This window comes from Spirosoma lituiforme (assembly GCF_054776635.1).
In genome coordinates, this window is sequence record NZ_BAAHBO010000019.1 from 1 (window position 1) to 18,233 (window position 18,233).

General features: G+C 49.2%; 12 protein-coding genes and 1 pseudogene. 3 read left to right on the forward strand and 10 right to left on the reverse strand.

Translation table 11 applies throughout. The features are described 5' to 3' along the window. Nucleotides 1-481 precede the first annotated feature (481 nt). The 9 genes and pseudogenes from ACYU87_RS26915 to ACYU87_RS26955 form a co-directional block, all read right to left on the reverse strand. Nucleotides 482-1,234, reverse strand: coding sequence for a hypothetical protein (locus ACYU87_RS26915; protein WP_461137106.1), 753 nt, complete (start codon nucleotides 1,232-1,234; stop codon nucleotides 482-484). A gap of 541 nt (nucleotides 1,235-1,775) precedes the next feature. Beyond that, complete coding sequence (locus ACYU87_RS26920) at nucleotides 1,776-2,189, reverse strand: curlin repeat-containing protein (protein ID WP_461137107.1); 414 nt, start codon at nucleotides 2,187-2,189, stop codon at nucleotides 1,776-1,778. A 757-nt stretch (nucleotides 2,190-2,946) separates the two neighbouring features. Then, nucleotides 2,947-4,176, reverse strand: a pseudogene (locus tag ACYU87_RS26925) (amidohydrolase family protein). Nucleotides 4,177-4,530: 354 nt separating this feature from the next. Continuing rightward, entirely contained in the window at nucleotides 4,531-6,609 is a 2,079-nt protein-coding gene (locus ACYU87_RS26930; protein WP_461137108.1) for a M13 family metallopeptidase, read from the reverse strand. Between the two features lie 79 nt (nucleotides 6,610-6,688). Next, entirely contained in the window at nucleotides 6,689-7,504 is an 816-nt protein-coding gene (locus tag ACYU87_RS26935; RefSeq protein ID WP_461137109.1) for a helix-turn-helix domain-containing protein, read from the reverse strand. A gap of 470 nt (nucleotides 7,505-7,974) precedes the next feature. Further along, nucleotides 7,975-8,367, reverse strand: coding sequence for a RidA family protein (locus ACYU87_RS26940; RefSeq protein ID WP_461137110.1), 393 nt, complete (start codon nucleotides 8,365-8,367; stop codon nucleotides 7,975-7,977). A 79-nt stretch (nucleotides 8,368-8,446) separates the two neighbouring features. Then, the gene (locus tag ACYU87_RS26945; protein ID WP_461137111.1) at nucleotides 8,447-9,433 is read right to left on the reverse strand and encodes a helix-turn-helix transcriptional regulator; all 987 of its coding nucleotides are present in this window, start codon (nucleotides 9,431-9,433) and stop codon (nucleotides 8,447-8,449) included. A 488-nt stretch (nucleotides 9,434-9,921) separates the two neighbouring features. Then, the gene (locus ACYU87_RS26950) at nucleotides 9,922-11,937 is read right to left on the reverse strand and encodes a TonB-dependent receptor domain-containing protein (protein ID WP_461137112.1); all 2,016 of its coding nucleotides are present in this window, start codon (nucleotides 11,935-11,937) and stop codon (nucleotides 9,922-9,924) included. A 10-nt stretch (nucleotides 11,938-11,947) separates the two neighbouring features. Continuing rightward, nucleotides 11,948-12,490, reverse strand: a complete 543-nt coding sequence (locus tag ACYU87_RS26955; RefSeq protein ID WP_461137113.1) for a carboxypeptidase regulatory-like domain-containing protein — start codon at nucleotides 12,488-12,490, stop codon at nucleotides 11,948-11,950. A 369-nt stretch (nucleotides 12,491-12,859) separates the two neighbouring features. Here ACYU87_RS26955 and ACYU87_RS26960 point away from each other — a divergent pair, with 369 nt between their 5' ends. The 3 genes from ACYU87_RS26960 (at nucleotide 12,860) to ACYU87_RS26970 (ending at nucleotide 15,154) form a co-directional block, all read left to right on the forward strand. After that, the gene (locus ACYU87_RS26960; RefSeq protein ID WP_461137114.1) at nucleotides 12,860-13,609 is read left to right on the forward strand and encodes a phosphatase PAP2 family protein; all 750 of its coding nucleotides are present in this window, start codon (nucleotides 12,860-12,862) and stop codon (nucleotides 13,607-13,609) included. 72 nt (nucleotides 13,610-13,681) lie between these two features. After that, the gene (locus tag ACYU87_RS26965; RefSeq protein WP_461137115.1) at nucleotides 13,682-14,095 is read left to right on the forward strand and encodes an EamA family transporter; all 414 of its coding nucleotides are present in this window, start codon (nucleotides 13,682-13,684) and stop codon (nucleotides 14,093-14,095) included. A gap of 30 nt (nucleotides 14,096-14,125) precedes the next feature. Next, entirely contained in the window at nucleotides 14,126-15,154 is a 1,029-nt protein-coding gene (locus ACYU87_RS26970; protein ID WP_461137116.1) for a sulfite exporter TauE/SafE family protein, read from the forward strand. 289 nt (nucleotides 15,155-15,443) lie between these two features. Here ACYU87_RS26970 and ACYU87_RS26975 read toward each other — a convergent pair whose 3' ends face one another. Next, entirely contained in the window at nucleotides 15,444-17,957 is a 2,514-nt protein-coding gene (locus tag ACYU87_RS26975) for an ABC transporter permease (protein ID WP_461137117.1), read from the reverse strand. Nucleotides 17,958-18,233 lie beyond the last annotated feature (276 nt).

Genomic DNA, 18,233 nt, shown 5'->3' on the forward strand with positions numbered 1-18,233 from the left:
GCATCGTTCGTATTACGTTAGGGATGACCATCGGGGAAAATATACCCGTCTTTAGGTTGTCAAAAGAGGAAAGTATTAGCTAGCTACTTGGAAAGCTTTGGTCGTATATAAGTGGCATTTTATCAGCCTTTTATGAAACGATTATTATTTGAAACGCTAAACTTTAGCTTGTAGTCTACCGATTACTATCCTCGTATCCGTTTCTAAAATCATCCGTTCGTTCAACCAAAAATCGGTTGAAGTTAGAATTCTGCTCTTGCTCTTGAACTTGCTCAACGAGTGGCTTTTATGGCAAGTCGTAATGGCGGATCAAGCCTCGTAATGTCGGATCAAGTCTTGTAAAGCGTATAATCTGATAGTGGAGGGTAGGGTTGACTACTGAAATACGCTACCTTTTGACTAGAACAGCAAAAAGCCGCCCTGCTATGAGGACGGCTCGTTAGTACCACTGTAAGCTTGATTCGCCCAGGCCAACTAATTGTTAGTTGCCCTGCTGGATAGTACCCATGTTTCCGGTGCCACTCTGACCTACCGAAGCCGTATTAAAATTACTGTTCTGGCTAATCGTGAGGCTGTTAGATAGACCGTTCTGAATAGCCACGTCGCCACCCAACCCTTTAATTACGTTGTTGTTGCCAACTTGAGACAGATCAGCCATATTCAGAACGCCTGTCTGCTCAAGCTTAGCTGTATTCAGATTGCCTTTCTGCGTAATGGTAGCCGTGTTCCCATCGCCAGTAATCGCATCACCCTGCTTAATGGAGGCTACGTTTTTGTCACCGGTTTGCGTAAAGGTAGCATACGTGCCTCCCTGGCCGCTAACGTTGTCGGCCTGACTGAGTGTTGCCTCGTTGCTCGTACCGCTTTGGGTGAAGGTAGCCGTAGCCGCCGACCCGCTGTAGCTCGCCTGCTCAGAGGTGATCTTGTTTGAGGTTCCCGTTTGCGTCGAGTACGCGTACGAACTTCCCTGTAATTTCTGCGTAAAGCTGGCCGAGTTTGTTGTTCCGGACTGCGTAGACTGCAGGTAATTGCCGAATCCTGCCTGGCTAGAGGTCAGGCTATTACTACCCGTTCCAGACGAACCGTTGTTTTGTGTTACTAAGGCCTGGTTCTGGCCAGCTTGTTTTATGATAGCCTGTTGGCTATTTCCAGATTGATTGAGCGTAGCTTGGTTTTGAGCAAAAGCAGTAGTGATGGCACACACAGCAGCAATCGAGAGAAATACTTTTTTCATGATTTGGGGTAGTAAAAACTAAAAAAGATGAGTTGAACCGTAAGGTCTTTTGGCGTTCGATGCGCCTTTCTGTATCGTAAGAGCGTTTCCGTCGGGTGATCAGCTCCTGGCCAGCGAGCGTTGTCACTTTGTTGTCGGTGCGTTACCCAGCGTTGCCTGGTGAGCAGCGGTGGGTAGATTCGGCTAAATCGGCCTGAACCACACGGGGTGGGTCGGGCCTACGAATCCTCGTTCGGGAACCAATCGATTCCCTTTGGGCGTCGTCGAATTGACAGCCCGCGGCTTGGGTGAGTTACTCATGTGCTTGAGTCGACAGCGAGTAAGACAGGCTGCTCCACTAAACGCCCCTAGCCAGAAGCAACCGGATTACCGCTGCTCCGTCTCAGACCGGCGTTGTTTCCGGTGCTGCCGTCAGGTGACTGATCGGCATGGGTCGTTAGGCTAGCCGCTAAAAGGCGGTATCGAGGCTGTCTTATTGCTGGGTAAGGAGTACATGTTTCAATAGATTAGTTCATCGAATTACGTGGTTATTAGTAGTGCGTTACTGCCGATTCCGTTTTTTCGACGGCTGTGTTTTCCCTCGATGGTCGGGGAGGACGGGGAGCGTGTGGATGGCGTTCTGACCCGTTTGGGATGATTGGGTGATGGTCGCCGTCGCCTGCCCTTCCTGGGAAATCTCAACCGAGTTCGGGCCAAACGGTCCGTCGCCACGGTTGTGCTGGCTGATCGTGGTTTGGGTGCCTTTGGGCACCCGCAGACTCACCCAGTTGCCGGGCTTAGGGCCATCCGTCGTTGCATCGCCACGCTGGCTGATGCTAACACTGTTGCCCTCACCCGACTGGGTGACGGATGCCGAGTTGGTCGCTGTGCCGTTTTGGGTAATGCTGACGCTGTTTTGCCCGAAAGCGGTGGTGGCCACCAGCGTGGTGAGCGCGGTTAACAGGAATTGGTTCATAGGGGTCGTAGGCTAGGGATTGTAGTTGACAGTTATAAATAAGCCGTCCAACTGAACGCTCTGCTTGAGCAGCAACTGTATGATCGCTGTTTCATCTCCGGCAGGCGTTATTTTAGGAGCATAATGCTGGTGCAAGTTTAGCGGAAGGCTGTCACAAGCAGGTGCAGATTTCACCTGAATAGGTGCATAGCTTCCCCGTTTCTAATTATAAGACTACGAACTAATTTATTTGTCATATTCAGTGCCGGCTCACAACATGGTCATGTGGTGTAGTGTCGACTGGTACTACGCACGGTGAACACTGATGGGAAGTCGATTCTCAGGCAGTCAAACATGGCCTAGTCAAGGTTAAATCATCCCTCGTTTTAGTTGAGGTGGTTGCCTTGCTGCCCATTTAGACGAAAGCGCCCCGGTTGGCGACTCATAGAACACAGTTTAAAAGGAAATTATACGTCATGGTTAGCCAGAGCCTATTCGATGATAAGCTTCATAAAGGTAACGGGTTAGGCTGCTTCATGTAAAGGAATGTATGCCAACGCGTCCATTTGGTAGTTGAATAACACCATTTGGTAGGTAAGCGTTGCCAGGCGTATGCTACGGATAGCGTTGGACAACTATTAAAGTCAGCATTTGTTGAGATTACGCAGAAATGGATGATAAGCCCGGTTTGAGCATAAAACCTGGCTGGCTCAAGAGAGCTTGGCGGCTACTACAAACGTCAGCAATCAATCGTTTCTCAATGGCCTATCAACTGCTGTCAATTAAACAGTCCTTTCTCTGCTGCATTCCGTTTAGACTGCGCTGGTAGCATCTGCCGAAGTTGAGCTTTAGCCAACCACCGACCATTGACAAACACCCCAGCAATCTGGCGCGTGTTGTTCACGTCTGCCAGCGGATTCGCATCCAATAACACCAGGTCCGCTAACTTGCCTACTTCAACCGTGCCTACTTCGCCAGCCATGCCTAATCAGGTAGCCGGTAATCGTGTAGCTGAAGCCAGTACTTCCTCAGGAGTTAACCCGGCCTGGGCTAACAGGGCCAGTTCGTCATGCAGTGAAAACCCCCAGACTACCCCGGAAACGCCAGCATCGGTGCCAGCTACTATCGGTACACCCAGTGCTTTGAAGGCCCGCACTAATTGAACATGGAACCGGACCAGCTTCTTGAAATAAGCGATTCGTTCCGGGCTAGAATTCCGGTTATAGCTATTGGCCGTTAGCCATTTGCTTTGTAGCAGCGGATGCACGTACTGGAGGGTGGAGAGCTGTTTTAGACTGTCCAGGGAACGGACCTGCTCGGCAATCCGCACGACGGCAATCAGGGTAGGTGACAACCAGGTGCCGTTTTGTTTAGCCAGTCCAGCAAATCGTTGCGCTTCCTGCTCACTGAAATCCCTAGCATGCTTGGCGAATTCTTCGGCGTGGGCTACCAGGTCAAAATGGGGAACGAAGGCTTGCTTGAGTTTTCCCTGAAAGGCATTGGGATTATGGCCGACCGTCTTTAGGCCCACTTTGGCCGCTTCGTCGACGATAGCAACAAACGTTTCAGCGCTCCATTGAGAGTAGAGTTTGATCAATTCGTAGCCTTCGTTTTTGGCATCTTGAACCGCTTGACGACCCTCTTCCGCAGTATTGGCCCTTCGGCCAGGCCCTACACCCCCATTAATTAGCGCAGCCATGGCCATACGGGGGCCAATCACATACCCTTTCTGCACTTCCTTTCGTTGACAAAAAGCTTCGACGTTAGCGTTCAGGTTAACGATTGTCGTCACGCCATTCGTAATAAAAGGCGTCATCAAGTCCTGCGTATTGAAGGTGACGCTAGGGGGCTGGGTGGGCACTCCCGGATGCAGCGAGAAACCAGTCGGCGGATGCACATGTACATCAATGAGTCCGGATATCAACCATTTGCCCGTTCCATCGATGACCTGAGCGTTTTTCGTAATGGTCCCATGCAATGACTTCGATATGGCCGTTTTCAATGACAACTGTCGCTTGCTCGATGACTCGATTGGTCGAGGTCATCTGAATGACATTCACATTTTTGATGACAAAATAAGTGGGCTGTCTAGCGGGTTTAGGGGTATACTGAGGAGGTAATCCTGCCGCGTCACAGCGCACACAGCCTAGAAACAGGGCGACCAGCAAGCCACTAAAGCAGACACTATTTTTCATCGTTGGGAAACGGGTAGATCGGTCGTTTTGGGATAGTTGGGTAGTCACAATCCGTCGGATTGTGACTACCCAACAAATAGGTTATCAAACGAGAGCTCTTCTATTCAGCGATCGAGGAGATTATTACGTTTAGAAACGATTTTCGTAATGTATTATGAATCGATTGCTTACCAAATGCGAACCCGTTTGGTTGGCGGTAGATACAGTTTTTGTTGTGGAAGCACTCCGAACGCTGCATACCAAGAATCAATGTTACTGACCACTCCGTTGACCCGATATTGGGCTGGTGAATGATACCCTTGAGCGATGGCGTTCCGAAGTGAGGCCGGCGTGTAAAGACACCGCCAGACTTGTGCCCACGAAAGAAAATAACGCTGATCGCCCGTAAAACCGTCTAGAACGGGTGAGCTGCCGGGGTGATCGTCCAGATAAAGCTTGTAGGCTTGGTGCGCTACGACAACTCCCGTCAAATCACCTATGTTTTCACCGATCGTCTGTTTACCATTTACATGTAGGCTATCGATGGGCGAATATGAATCGTATTGCGTCACTAACCTAGCACTCCGTTCGTCAAATGCGTTGCGGGTCTGCGTTGTCCACCAGTCTCGTTTGACCCCGTAAGCATCAAATTGCGAGCCTTGGTCATCAAAGCAATGCCCTAATTCGTGCCCAATAATGGCCCCTATAGCGCCAAAATTGACGGCAGGGTCCGCAAATGGATCGAAAAAAGGCGGCTGAAGCAGACCGGCGGGAAATTCAATGGAATTATACAACTTACTACTGGTTGCATCGACCGTTTGGGGTGCTTGGTACCAATCGTTGCTGGTGAACGCTCGCGTGAGCAGTGAGCGTTCATACTCCCAGTCTGCTTGTAAGACACGTTGCTCATTCTGGACAGGGTTCTTGGCGTCAAGACGTAGGGATGAATAATCACGCCACTGTTGGGGATAGCCGATTCGTACGGTGACCGCATTAAGTTTAGTCAGGGCCTCTTTTCGGGTCGGCTCGTCCAGCCAGTCCAAGGTTGCCAATCGTTCGGAGAATGCCCGCCTGACATAGCTTACCATATCCTGTATCTTGGTCAGATAAGAGGCCGGGAAATAGCGTTCCACATAGAGCTTACCAATCAGGTTGCTCAGGCGACTATTCGTGTAATTGACCGCCCGTTTTTCCCGTGGGGAAATGGTCTTAATCCCATTAAGCGTTGTCGAATAAAAGTTGTAATAACTTTTCCGAAACGCTTCCGGCAGCAGAAAGGAGTAGCTAGCAATCCAGTGAAAAGCCAGGTAGGACGACCAAACGCTGACGGGTGTACGGCTAAACAACTCGGCCTTTGCTTTTAAGGGCGTGTCTGTTTGTAAAAAGATTTCGTTTGGCGTGGCTACGTTTCTGGCTGCCAGAAAGGTTGTCCAAGGAAACCCTGGCGCATAATCAACTAGCTGTGCGGTAGACATCACACGTGCGTTTTTGCTCTCCCGCAGTTGGACGGGCGTCCATTGCAAGGCGGCAAGCTTCGTTTCAAGGGCCAGGATGTCAGTAGCCCGCTGGCTAGCCTCATTGATGCCAGCCAAGTCAAGTACCTTGGTGATATAAACCAGATAGGCTTTTCGAGCGTCGAGAAAAGGCGATTCTGTTTTCTGGTACCAATCTGGACTCGGTAGACCCAAGCCGCTCTCGCTGAGCCAGACTAGAAACCGACTTCGATTACCTGGATCAGGTCCTGCATGAATGGTAACAATTGAGGTAGCTCCTGGCTTAGCCATCCATTGGGCTACATGCTGGTAGTCTGTCAACGCAAGGATATGCATTAAGTCCTGCTTGATGGGCTCGATACCAAGCTGATCAATATGGGTAGTATCCAGGTATCCTGCGTAAAGTTGGTCAATTAACTGCATTGGCCCGATGGCATTTGAATGGGCTGCATCATGAATTAGGCTGGCAATGCGTTCCTGATTTTTCTGAGCGGCATAGTTAAATGAGCCGAACACTGAAGAGCCGGCAGGCAGTGGTGTCGATTTTAACCATCCCTCATTAACGTAGTGGTAAAAGTCGTCTCCTGGCAGGATGGTCTTACTGATATACTGCGTTTCAATTCCCCACTGTCCTAAGCTAGCTTTGTTGTCAAGTGGGGTAATCGGTTGAGACCAGAGCCACGCAGACTTCAGCACCAGCAGGCTACCTGCTGTTAGTCTGGCAACGAGTTGGTAGCGAGCCAGATGACCTCGTTTAAAAGATAGATACGTCATTGCTATTGGATTGGTCAATAGTTGCAATAGCAAAGGTATTTTGAGCAGTTTCGGGAAAATTGGATAAATGCGAATAGGCCTATTTCTTCAAGGAGAGAAGGTAGTTCAATGCGTTAAACTGTCGGGGTGTGATCCCGGCGATCGAGCGGAACGTATTAATAAAATGAGCTTGGTCGTAAAAGTGATTGCTTAGCGCTAGGTCAGTCAGCTTGGCGTGGTGAATTTCATGCGGATAGACGATATCGTCTACTGATTCTCTCAGTTTAATAATAACGGCTAAATCTTTAGGGCTAAGACCAATGTAGGCTTTAAACAACTTCTGGAGATGGCGTGTCGAGCAGTGTAACTCGGTCGATAGGGCTACTATAGCTATATTACCGCTATGTTCCAGCATTAGTCGACAGGCATTAGTAATCAACTGACTATCGGCATTTTGCCTAATCGATCTACCTAGATGAGTAGCTACATAGCGATGAATCTGGGACTCCCTATGAAGACCCAGTAAGTAGTCCCATTTTATTGGCAGGTTCGACGGCAGTTCATGGATAGGGATGATTGAATCGGTAAATGCCGACAAGACTGCTGGCAAAAGGAAGTGAACCGGTGTCCAGGGAAATAGCTGAATCATCGTAGCCTTGGTCCCCGGCATTATATCTACTTGAATTGCCTTGGTCATTTGTCCGCAGTAGTAAACTCCTTTTGTTAGATGAATAGCTGCGTTCTGATGCCGCACAGAAATACCATGTCCCTTGATAATAGCTAGGTTGAAGCAGCCATTTGGCAGTATTGATTTTTGTAAAACAGGATTCAGATTTGTGCTATTATCCAACGTCCACAACTTCTTAATGAAGAAGGCCGATTGGTCCTGAATAGCAAATTCCGAGTAGTGAAACACAGCTGATTTGGGATTGAGCTTGACTAAAGATAGCCTTTTAGAGCCTTACGCTCTTGCTAGTACTGGTTGAGCAACAGAAAAGACCTGACTAATTCACAATGGACACCCATTTTATCTGTTTGTTGCCTGTATAGGGGGTTCTTCTTCCAATGGGGCGGATTTACACGCTAAGCAACAAAAGAATTAGTTCAGACAAGTAAGTTCGAGCAAATTTGCCGCTCTCAAAATGAATAAGGTGTTTGAGGTTTACTGAATTGGTTCTTCGTCAGCTAAAGGTTTACCACATTCACCCGCACCGGCGGACCGGTGAAACGCATAATCCTCCTCGCTCAAATGCTGCCGGAGATATTCGTCCATACCCAGAAAAAATTCATTTGAGCTGGTCTAATTCGCTCAGAACGTTTCTTCGGAAAAGGTGACAACGACAAAGAGCCGGATTAGTCCGGCCCTTCGTTTTACGCGCTGGCGAATTACTTAACGACGGTCACTTCTACTTCAATCGATGCCGACTGGTAAAGTCCTCTCACCTCAACCAGCGTAGTGGCCTGCTTAAGGCCATGCCGGGCGGTAAATCCCTGGTAGAGATCCACACAGGTGGTAAAAAACTCGGCCGTTGAGGTGGTAAACACATTCAGGCGGACAATATTTGTGCATTCGTAGCCTGCCTCGCTGATAAGTTGTTCCACATTCTGAATGGTCTGCAGGAACTGAGTTCTCATATCGGCCTGGCTGAGCTGCCCATTGGCGTCCATGGCTACCTGCCCCGAGCAGTAAAGTGTTCCTTCGACCTGCTTGACCTCCACGGCTTGCGCCGAATTGGTGTACTCACCCCATTTCCAGGGATCGATTGTTCGTTTTTCCATTGTCCTATTTGTTTGCGGTTAGTTCAACAAGGCGATTGCTCATTGAACTGGACAAAGGTCATGACCTCCACTGACAGCCTTATGTCATACCCGGAGTAGCGGGTGTAAAAAATTGATACACCCGCCTAGCCAGTTCGCCCAGCTCCTGGAGTAACTCGGCAGGTTCGAGCACGGTAACGGCGCCTGCATATGGTAGCAACCAAGCCGCTATGTAAGGCATTGATCCAATAAAAAAAGTCATCTCCAGCTGGCCATCCGGTAGTAGCTGCTCGTAGGCCCAGCCATACTGGTGTTTTGTATCGTGCAGACGCTGAGCCGGTTCGGCGAGCACAGCTGTCGGTTGAAAGTGAATAACGACTTTATCTCTACCTCGCCGGGTAGCCTCCTGGGCCCAGTATTGGGCCAGGGTCTCCGACCGGGCCGGAAAGGCTTCGGCCTGGATGGCCAATTCCTGGATGCGATCGAGCCTAAAATTACGGAATGCTTGCCGCACGCGGCAAAAGCCTACCAAGTGCCATTGCTGGCTTAGGTATAAACCGATGGGCTCCACATCCCGTGTGGTGAGCTCCGCGGAAACGGCTGCCCGGTAGCTGAGCCGGACGACTCGCTGCCCAGTGATGGCGGTGACTACCTGCTGGTAAGCATTTTGGCGGCTTTGGGATTCACCCGTTCCTAGGACCTGAATTTGGGGAGCGAACGTTTCCAGGTGATCGCGGTCGGTGCGTCGTAGGGCCGCGCGTATCTTGTCCATTGCTGAGTTGGTGAGTTGCGCCGTATCGGTATCAGTAAGGCCAATAGCTAGCTTTTCGGCCGTGAGTAGGGCCATAGCCTCCTGACGGGTAAACATAATAGGGGGTAACCGATAGCCTTCCACGAGCGTATACCCTTTACCCTCCTGGGTCACGACGGGTACCCCCGCTTGTTCAAGGGTTCGGATGTCGCGGTAAATCGTTCGGGTACTGACCGAAAAGCGCTGGGCTAATTCAGTCGCTGACAGAAGCCGTTTGGTTTGTAAGAGGGTCAGCAGTGTAACTAATCGGGTAAGGCGGTTTGTTTCGTGATCCATGCTGAATTGGCATCGTACCGCTAAGGTAGTCGATGAGTGGACAAACTAAGGAAGTCAGAAGCAGTCCTACAAGTTGGTTGATACGTCTTATTTTACTGGTGAGCGTCTGTGTTGTCTTTTATGAACCACTGCCACGCCCTTCGCTGCTGATGGGCTAAAGATTCGCATTTTACTTGATACTTTTTCACCACATTCTGACTGATTTACTTTCTCGTGAAACGCCCATTTTTCAGCGCAGATACATGAACGTTCCTTCTTCTTAGATAGGAGCGTTTTTGTGAGACTGTTAGGCATAATCTAAAAAAGGTAGTTGGACTCTGCTTCTGCGTTCCGATTGAGGTCAAGACTTCGCTGCTGTATGTTGAACAGCCGTTGTTATGAATCAAACTTAACCCAGTGCCAAACGGGTTAGGGTTACAGTAACCCATGCGTATGAATTAACTAGTTTAGAGTTAATGGAAATTGATTGCCTCTTTCAAAGTATGCAATCAATTTTCGTCACCCAGAGACTTATTTTTCTTCACCTTTGCCCCATTCAGACTACCTAGCTTGTAACTGAACGTTGCCCGAACACTGGCGTTATAGATGTACTGCCGGAAATCCTGATCAAACTGAGCCGAATTCAGTACCGATGTAAAGCCCATGCCTCGGGTTAGAAAATTTTCAGCCGCAATCCCTAGACTGCCTCGCTTATTGCTAAAATCTTTTCGCGCACCCAGCGAATACTGAGCAAAACCAATTCGGTAGCCTTTCAAATTAATGTCTTTGCCCCGATACCCGATATTTGCCTGAACAGCCCAGCCTTTATCGAGTTGCAATTGCGTATCCATGCGGCTGCCCCACCGGAAACCCTGATTGCTGATCAGAGTCGACAGACCATTGATGTCCAGCGTTAAGCCCTGAATAAAGCGGTACATCACATCTATGTTGCCATTGACACTCCACCGGGGTGTAATATTGACCGTAGCAAATAAATTAGATCCGTAGTTATATTCTTTACCCAGGTTGGTAACCCGCGTCACGACAGCTCCCACCAACGTATCCGAGCGTTGACTGATCGATTGAATATCGTCTGTGTTGAGTCGGGTGTAGAGCGTAAAATTTAAATACGTTTTCTTCACTTGCGTACTATAGCCTGCTTCAATTCGATCAACGGTTTCGGGTTTCAAATACGGATTGCCGATCCGAATATTGAGGGGATTGACTGTATTGAAGTTGGGATTCAAGTCGTCGATAAACGGGCGTCGAATGCGTCGGGTATAAGCCAGTTTTACGGTGGTGCCTTCCCCGATTTTCTTGGACAGATTGATGCTGGGTAATAATCGTCCGTAATCGGGAATTGAGATCGAACCCTGCCCACCAGCAGACGACCCTCCGGTCTGGGACCCTCCAGTCTGGGACCCTCCGGTCCGGGCCTGAATGCTGGTATACTCATACCGTAAGCCCGTCATAATGGCTAGTTTACTGCGTGTCGTAAACGTGGTTGATACATAAGCAGCCGCAATGTTCTGATCATACGTAAGCGAGCCAGACGGACGGCTGTCATCGGTGGCGAAGGTAGAAGTAGGACTAGCCAGCAGATATTGGTAGAGACTCGTTACCTGACGAAGGGTATTTTTTCCACCGAACTCTAACTGAAAGCGCTGACTGACAGGTACCTGATAATCTGCCTGGAGAATAAACTCCTTGTTCGTCGCATCATTCAGGTTTCGCTGCCGGGTGTTGATCAAACCAAGGGTATCCAGTTGGTTAGCGTCGAAATTGTTGGTCAGCTTATTCTGGCTATATTGAGTTGACAGGCTAAACTCCTTCTTAGATCCATCACCGGTACCTGCGTACGTATGCAAGTAGTCGACGTTGACATCAATTGAATTGGATAAGTTTTGGCTATACACATCCCGTTTTGAGGGAAGAGCCATGGGTTCATTGGATAGGATCGTTGTCGACTGGTGTTGATCCTGGTTTAAGTTCCGAATACCCAGCCGTACGCCAGCCGTTAGCGATTGGTTTTTCGCCAGATCATAATCCAGCCCCAGCGCATATTGGGCAAATACTCCTTTGTCGAAGGCATCAATATGCTGATTTGTACGAACCGGCGTGGCTCCTGATGCCAAGTAGGTTGTTTGATTTAAATCCGATGCCGACGGATTATAAATTAGACGGCCATTCCCATTGAGGTTAAGTCCTAATTTACCTTTTCGGAAACTACCATTTAACCCCAGGGTTGCATTCCGATTGCCCAGGCCGCTATCAACATCGAGATGCAGGCCCTGGAGTGTATTCTTCTTGGTAATAATGTTGATAATACCACCACTACCTTCCGAATCGTATTTAGCCGAGGGCGAGGTAATAACTTCGACCGTTTTGATGAGATCGGCGGGTATTTGCCGTAAGGCATCGGCCAGATTACCGGCCAGGATAGACGACGGCTTGTTATTAATCAAGACCCGGACACTGGAACTGCCCTGTAGCGTTACGTTCCCCAGTAGGTCAACAGAGAGCATGGGTACTTTTTTAAGAATATCGGTGGCGTCCCCCCCCTTTCGCTGCCAGATCGCTATCGGCATTATAGACCAGCCGATCGACTTTGTCTTCCACCAAGGCTTTCTTGCCAGCGACGGTTACTTCATTCAAGGTGCGGGTACTAGCCGTTAGTCGAACGACCCCAATGTCTTTAGCCTGCCCCTTCGTCAAAACGATATTGTCAACGCTCTTGGCGTTATAACCCAGAAACGAAATGAGTAGCCGATAAGAGCCCGGCGCAATACGAGTGAGCAAGAATCTCCCCTTTTCATCAGCCACCGTTCCATCCACTAATTTCCCACTTGTGGTTTCATATAAAGCTACATTGGCAAATTCGACCGCTTTGGTCATGGTCGAATCAATAGCATAACCCGAAATTTTCGCATTGCCTTTAGCTGGATTTTCCCCTCCAGAAGGGGAAACCGGTTGGCCCGATTGAACCGGGACTGTCGGATTGATTGTACTACCCGGCGTTTGAGCGTACGTAATGATTGTCGTTAGGAAAAATAAATAAACGGTAGTTCTTAGCCACATAACCGAATCTGAAAAATTGGACTGCTGCCTGATAGGGCAAGATTGCCTGTATTGATTGATAAATAGAAAAGAAATGTGGCGAATGCCTTTTATAAGAGAATGAACAGCTCTACTGGCTGGTTAAATGAAAAATCATGTTCATGCCATTAGCTTAGTTCGCCAAAGTACGAACCCAATGCTGAATACTTTTTGAAGTTGGGAGCGATTGTGTTAGCCTTTCCAATTCCCTTGACTAACTACAGATTCTCTTTAGGTTTACTTCATTCCTTTACACTACCCGCCCGCTTGCAAAAAGTCACCGTATCCAATTTACCCTGAGGAATCTGCATACGTACCGGGTCTACACAAGAGACTATAAATAGTCAACTGATGAAACAAAACTGGCAATTCGGTTCCTGGCTGCTGGGCAGCTGGCTTTTTCTTTTTCCACTACTCACAGCCCTTGGGCAACCGTTGAATACAGTTGCCCAGCGGGTATCGAGGGACGACATACCTACCCGTCCTGCTACCTTCCGATGGGTTGCGCCCGCTGCGCTGATTTCCGTTGGATTAGCTTTGTCGCCAGACTATCCAAACAGTCACTTCGACCGTTTTTACATTCGGAGAGAGGTACAGGATAACATTCATTTTCGCACCCAGGCTGACGATTACTTGCAATACGGACCAGTAATCGCTTGGGCGGGATTGAGTCTGGCGGGCGTGAAAGGTCGGTCGAAACCCCTCGACCGGGCATTACCTAGTCTGCTCGCCTACGGGATCAGTACGGGTGTCGTGCTGGGACTGAAACATACGACCCATGAGCTTCGGCCCGATGGGTCCAATTACCTTTCTTTTCCATCGGGACATACGGCTAATGCCTTTACCGGAGCGCGTTTATTGGATCGGGAATTTGGCGGAGTCAGCCCCTGGATTCCCATTGGTGGCTACGCCATGGCCACTTCGACCGGCATCTTTCGAGTGACCAATGATAAACATTGGGTATCGGACGTATTGGTTGGGGCAGGGATTGGCCTACTCTCGACCGAAGTCGCGTATCGGGTCTATCCGTGGCTAAAGAAGGCACTTACCCGCCGGGAAAGCACCCATAACTCGTCATTTTGGCTTTTGAAAGAAGACTGATTTAAACGCATTGAATTTTCTGCCTGATTAAGGGCACTTCCTGATTGCCTTGCCTTAAACACGACTATCCTCATGTGGTGGACTTATGCATTATTATCAGCCTTGTTTGCCGCCCTGACCGCCATCCTGGCTAAAGTGGGTATCAAAGGGGTCAATACGGATCTGGCAACGGCTATACGAACCGTCGTTATTCTGTTTGTAGCCTGGGGTCTTGTATTCTGGCGAGGTGGCCTCGATGCGTTACCCACGCTCAGCCGCCAGAACTGGCTGTTCTTGGTATTATCGGGCGTAGCGACCGGGCTCTCGTGGATTTTCTATTTCAAGGCGCTACAACTCGGCAAGGTGTCGCAGGTAGCACCCGTCGACAAACTCAGCGTAGCCATTGCTATTGTTCTATCAGTTTTGTTTCTGGGAGAAGTCTTGACCTGGAAAGCTGCTATCGGAGCAATGCTGATTATTGGTGGTACGCTGGTGCTCATTCTATAAGATGTATTGATTGTATTAACCCGATCCGCTATGTTTTTATCCGGTCTGCTTTTGTTCGGCTGCGCCCTACTGGCCTTTTCCCTTAGCGCGGTTTGTGGGGGCGGAGCCGGTCTTCTTCTCTTGCCTGTTTTAGGCTCACTCCTACCCGGAGCCCAGGTTCCAGCGGCACTGTCCATCGGTACGGTCGCCAGTTCCAGTTCCCGCATCATCGCCTTCTGGTCCCGTATTCGCTGGGATGTAGTCGTCTGGTTCGTTCCCCCGGCTTTACCAGCCGTTTATTTAGGGGCTCGGCTGCTGAGCTACATCAATCCGCTGTACCTGGAACTGTTGATGGGGTTATTTCTGATGGCCAACCTTCCATTGATTTTTCGTTCCAAAGAAGAATTAGAGGAAGTCTATCCATTACCCAAAGGCTATTTAGCTTTAATTGGTCTGGCAGCCGGTTTTGTTTCAGGACTGACGGGAGCCGTAGGACTGCTATTCAACCGATTCTATCTGCGTTACGGGATGACAAAAGAAGAAATTGTGGCCACACGGGCAGCCAACGAGGTTTTGCTTCACCTGGTCAAATTAGCGTTGTACGCGTCGTTGGGGTTGCTGATAAGAAAGGCAATCCTATTGGGAGCTGTGATCGCTGTAGCCGCGATGATCTCGTCGTATAGTATGAAATGGCTGTTACCCCGACTGAGTGAAGAGGTCTTTCGTCGGGTTGGTTATGCCGCTATGGTCGTTTCTGGCCTGAGTTTATTTACCGAAGCGGCTGGTCAGGTCGTATCGAAAACACCCATTGCCATCGACTACTCGCCACTGGCCAATGGCATGACGACGCAGCTTCAATGGCGGAATAAATTATTTTCGCTGGAGTTTGAATATGACGAAGGCTTCGAGTTCGAGCATAGTATTCCCTTCAGCGAGCTACCACCTGACAAACAGGCCCAGGCCAAGAAGCTCAGCCAAGGAGCTGATAAGGTTGTTTTTGAAGAAGTATTCAATTTCGAGAAACACGCGTATGAAGTGTATGTCTATCGAAAGAGTAAGTTGGAAAAGTTTGATATCTAGGTGCCTGATTAGTCGGAATCCATCAGGAGAAAAGGCATTCATGAAACAGCTTGGGTAGTTCAGCGGAAAAGTACGGCATAGGCACGGGTGGTGCCGGACTGGCTACTGCGACGCCGTCGCCCTGATCTTAACGCCGGGCCGCCGGTGCGTTTTGTCTAAGAGCCGCGCTCGACTGGCGGTCGTTTGCTTAAAGCAGCATAAACAGCTATTGCACGAATAGAGCGTATTACGAGATTAAGGCAAATAGTCTTTATCTGCTTTAACCTTGTCGACAGGGTTGACTAAACCACTATTCATACCGCAAAGCCCGTACTGGATTCGTACGAGCCAGCCGTATGGCATGGTAGCTCGTCGTTAAGCTAGCAATTAAAAAGGCTGCACCACCAGCCAGCACAAATTCACCAGAGCCAATTGAAATATGGTAGGCAAAATCCTGTAACCATCGCTTCATCGTAAACCAGGCCAATGGACTCGCGAGGAGGATGGACAAGCCAACCAACAAGAGAAATTGCCTGGATAGCAGATAAACTAGGCTATAGGACTGAGCACCCATTACTTTACGAACCCCTACTTCCTTCGTTCTCTGAGCGGTGGAAAAAGAGGACAAGCCGAATAAACCCAGGCAGGCAACAACAATCGTTAGCAGGCTAAAATAGCTGAAGATCGTGACCAGGCGTTGTTCCTGCCGGTATTGCTGGGCAAAGGTTGCATCCAGAAATGTACCCTCAAACGCATGATCCGGCAAGATCCGTTTCCACTGGTTTTCGACTAGGTTAAGTCCATCCGTTAGTGCCTCAGTGGATAAACCTACGAGCACTTTTTCGGGTCCTTGCCAGGCATTGTTTTGCAAGACCATCGGCTCGATCGGCTGTTGGGGGGACTGGAAATGGAAATTTTTGACGACCCCGACCACCCGTCCGTGCCACGTTTCGGCTCCAAGGGGCCCTTGACTGATGTCCTTGCCGATGGCTGCTTCTACTTTCCATCCCATCTTCGTCACCAATGCCTCATTGACTAGCACCTCATGGACTACTTGACCTGTCTCCTTACCCCTCATCCGGGCATCGACAAAATTCCTACCGGCGATGAGGGGAATACCTAATAGAGTCAAGTAGTTTTCGTCTACGTTAATGGAGCGTTGGGGCAATGGTAGCATCTTGCCATCCTTTTCCAGATTGAATGATGATAGGTTCATTTCCTGGCTAGGCAGGGAATGGGAACCGATTAGGGCTACACCCCGTACATACGCTAAGCCAGCAAGCGCTTCCTTGAGTGAGGCTATAGCTCCGCTGTTGACGGCTTGCTGGGGAATATCCAATATCAGCACCTGTTCCCCTTTAAAGCCCAGATTCTTATGTTGCAGATAGTGTAACTGTTTATAGACGACCAGTGTACCAATGATAATAGTGATCGAAATGGTAAACTGAAGTACGACCAGCAACTGGCTGATTTGTAATCGGGCAGATTTCCCTCCCAGCCGAAGTTTGCCCTTTAAGGCCGTTACAGGCTCAAAAGAAGCCAGGTAAAAGGCGGGATAGCTCCCGGCCAGCACGCCAACGATGACAAAAATACCACCCAGCAGGCCACCCATCGGCCAAGTCATCAGAGAGGTAAGCGAGAAATGCATCTCCGTTATTTCATTATAGACGGGCAGCAGTAGAATCACCAGTAGTATCGAGAGCACGATGGCTAGGCCAGTCAACATCAGGGACTCGCCCAGAAATTGAATCAGGACCTGGAAGCGAGCGGCTCCGATCGCTTTGCGAACGCCCACTTCCCGGCTTCGCCCGACGGATTGAGCTAGGGAAAGATTGATGTAATTGATCGAGGCAATCAGCAACAGAAACCCAGCTACCAGGGAAAAGATAATTAAGTAGGATCGATTGGCCTTAGGCGTATCAAATAGTTTAGGCTCCCCTACGTGAATATTCCTCAGGTTTTCCAAGACAAAGGCAATGTGGCTACCCCGTTTGGCAAAGTCAGCCTGAATGGGCTCGGCTACCTTGGCCAGTTTTGGGGAAAAGTCGATACCGCTGGCCGCCTGTTTAAATACTACGTAGCTAGTACACCAAGCCTGCTTCTCTAAACTCTCCGCCTTTTGCGCAATCAGTACCTGGACAGGCATATCCGTATTGGATGGGATGTCTCGTAGTACGCCGGTGATCTGATAGGCGTTCCCCCCTGACTGGATTAGTTGGCCAAGTATTCCTTTCTCCTGGTTCCAGTCGTTACCAAAAAACCTTCGGGCTACCTGTTCCGTAATGACGACCGATCCGGGACGGGCTAAGGCCGTTTTCGGGTCGCCGGTCAACATGGGATAGGTGAAGGCGGTCAAAAAGGCTGGATCATACACGGTATACACCTGATCCAGACTAAGTACGCGTGGCGATTTATTGGTTGGCTGAGAGGCTATCTTGAAAGAGATGTTGCCGGGATTGGCTTGCAGTCGAACGACCTCTTCGACCTCGGGATAGTCGGCCTTTAGCTGCTGGCCAATAAAGTTAGGAGCCCAAGCCGTATGACTTTCTTTTCCATCCACGGTTAATTGGGTCGTTAATTGGAAGATGCGGTCGGCCTTGAGGTGGTAATTATCGTAACTCAACTCATGCTGAACATATACCATAATCAGCACACAACTGGTAACACTGAGGATTAATCCTAGAAGATTAATGAATGAAGCCAGTTTCTGTCGCTTTAAACTACGCCAGGCGCTTATGACATAATTATTAAGCATGCCACCTGTAAAACGGTTGAACTTACCTCTTGGCGTTTCTAAGTTATTGCCATTTTGAGAAGGGATCATGGTAGCAATCGGTCGTGGTTATAGGAGTATGTGTATAGATGCTCTTTTCCTGTAAAATCCATAACCGGTACTTTCTTTTAGACACAGTAGGAAGACGTTGAATCGCCCAATAGCTTGGGCGATCACTTAAACTATCGTCTCTTCAAACGGGCGTGGCTGTTGCACAACTCTACCTAGGGATTTAAGTGGCCTTTTCTGTATCTTGAGGTATGCAAGGCAGAAAAGAATATCTTGAAAAGCAAATCACTTGTTTTCAGCTGTCCAGCCGTGTCCCTA

Bases quoted from the DNA above. Each gene is read 5' to 3' on its own strand.
- ACYU87_RS26915 (WP_461137106.1), bottom strand. From the start codon at position 1,234: ATGAAAAAAGTATTTCTCTCGATTGCTGCTGTGTGTGCCATCACTACT.
- ACYU87_RS26920 (WP_461137107.1), bottom strand. From the start codon at position 2,189: ATGAACCAATTCCTGTTAACCGCGCTCACCACGCTGGTGGCCACCACC.
- ACYU87_RS26930 (WP_461137108.1), bottom strand. From the start codon at position 6,609: ATGACGTATCTATCTTTTAAACGAGGTCATCTGGCTCGCTACCAACTC.
- ACYU87_RS26940 (WP_461137110.1), bottom strand. From the start codon at position 8,367: ATGGAAAAACGAACAATCGATCCCTGGAAATGGGGTGAGTACACCAAT.
- ACYU87_RS26945 (WP_461137111.1), bottom strand. From the start codon at position 9,433: ATGGATCACGAAACAAACCGCCTTACCCGATTAGTTACACTGCTGACC.
- ACYU87_RS26950 (WP_461137112.1), bottom strand. From the start codon at position 11,937: ATGCTCTCTGTTGACCTACTGGGGAACGTAACGCTACAGGGCAGTTCC.
- ACYU87_RS26955 (WP_461137113.1), bottom strand. From the start codon at position 12,490: ATGTGGCTAAGAACTACCGTTTATTTATTTTTCCTAACGACAATCATT.
- ACYU87_RS26960 (WP_461137114.1), top strand. From the start codon at position 12,860: ATGAAACAAAACTGGCAATTCGGTTCCTGGCTGCTGGGCAGCTGGCTT.
- ACYU87_RS26965 (WP_461137115.1), top strand. From the start codon at position 13,682: ATGTGGTGGACTTATGCATTATTATCAGCCTTGTTTGCCGCCCTGACC.
- ACYU87_RS26970 (WP_461137116.1), top strand. From the start codon at position 14,126: ATGTTTTTATCCGGTCTGCTTTTGTTCGGCTGCGCCCTACTGGCCTTT.
- ACYU87_RS26975 (WP_461137117.1), bottom strand. From the start codon at position 17,957: ATGATCCCTTCTCAAAATGGCAATAACTTAGAAACGCCAAGAGGTAAG.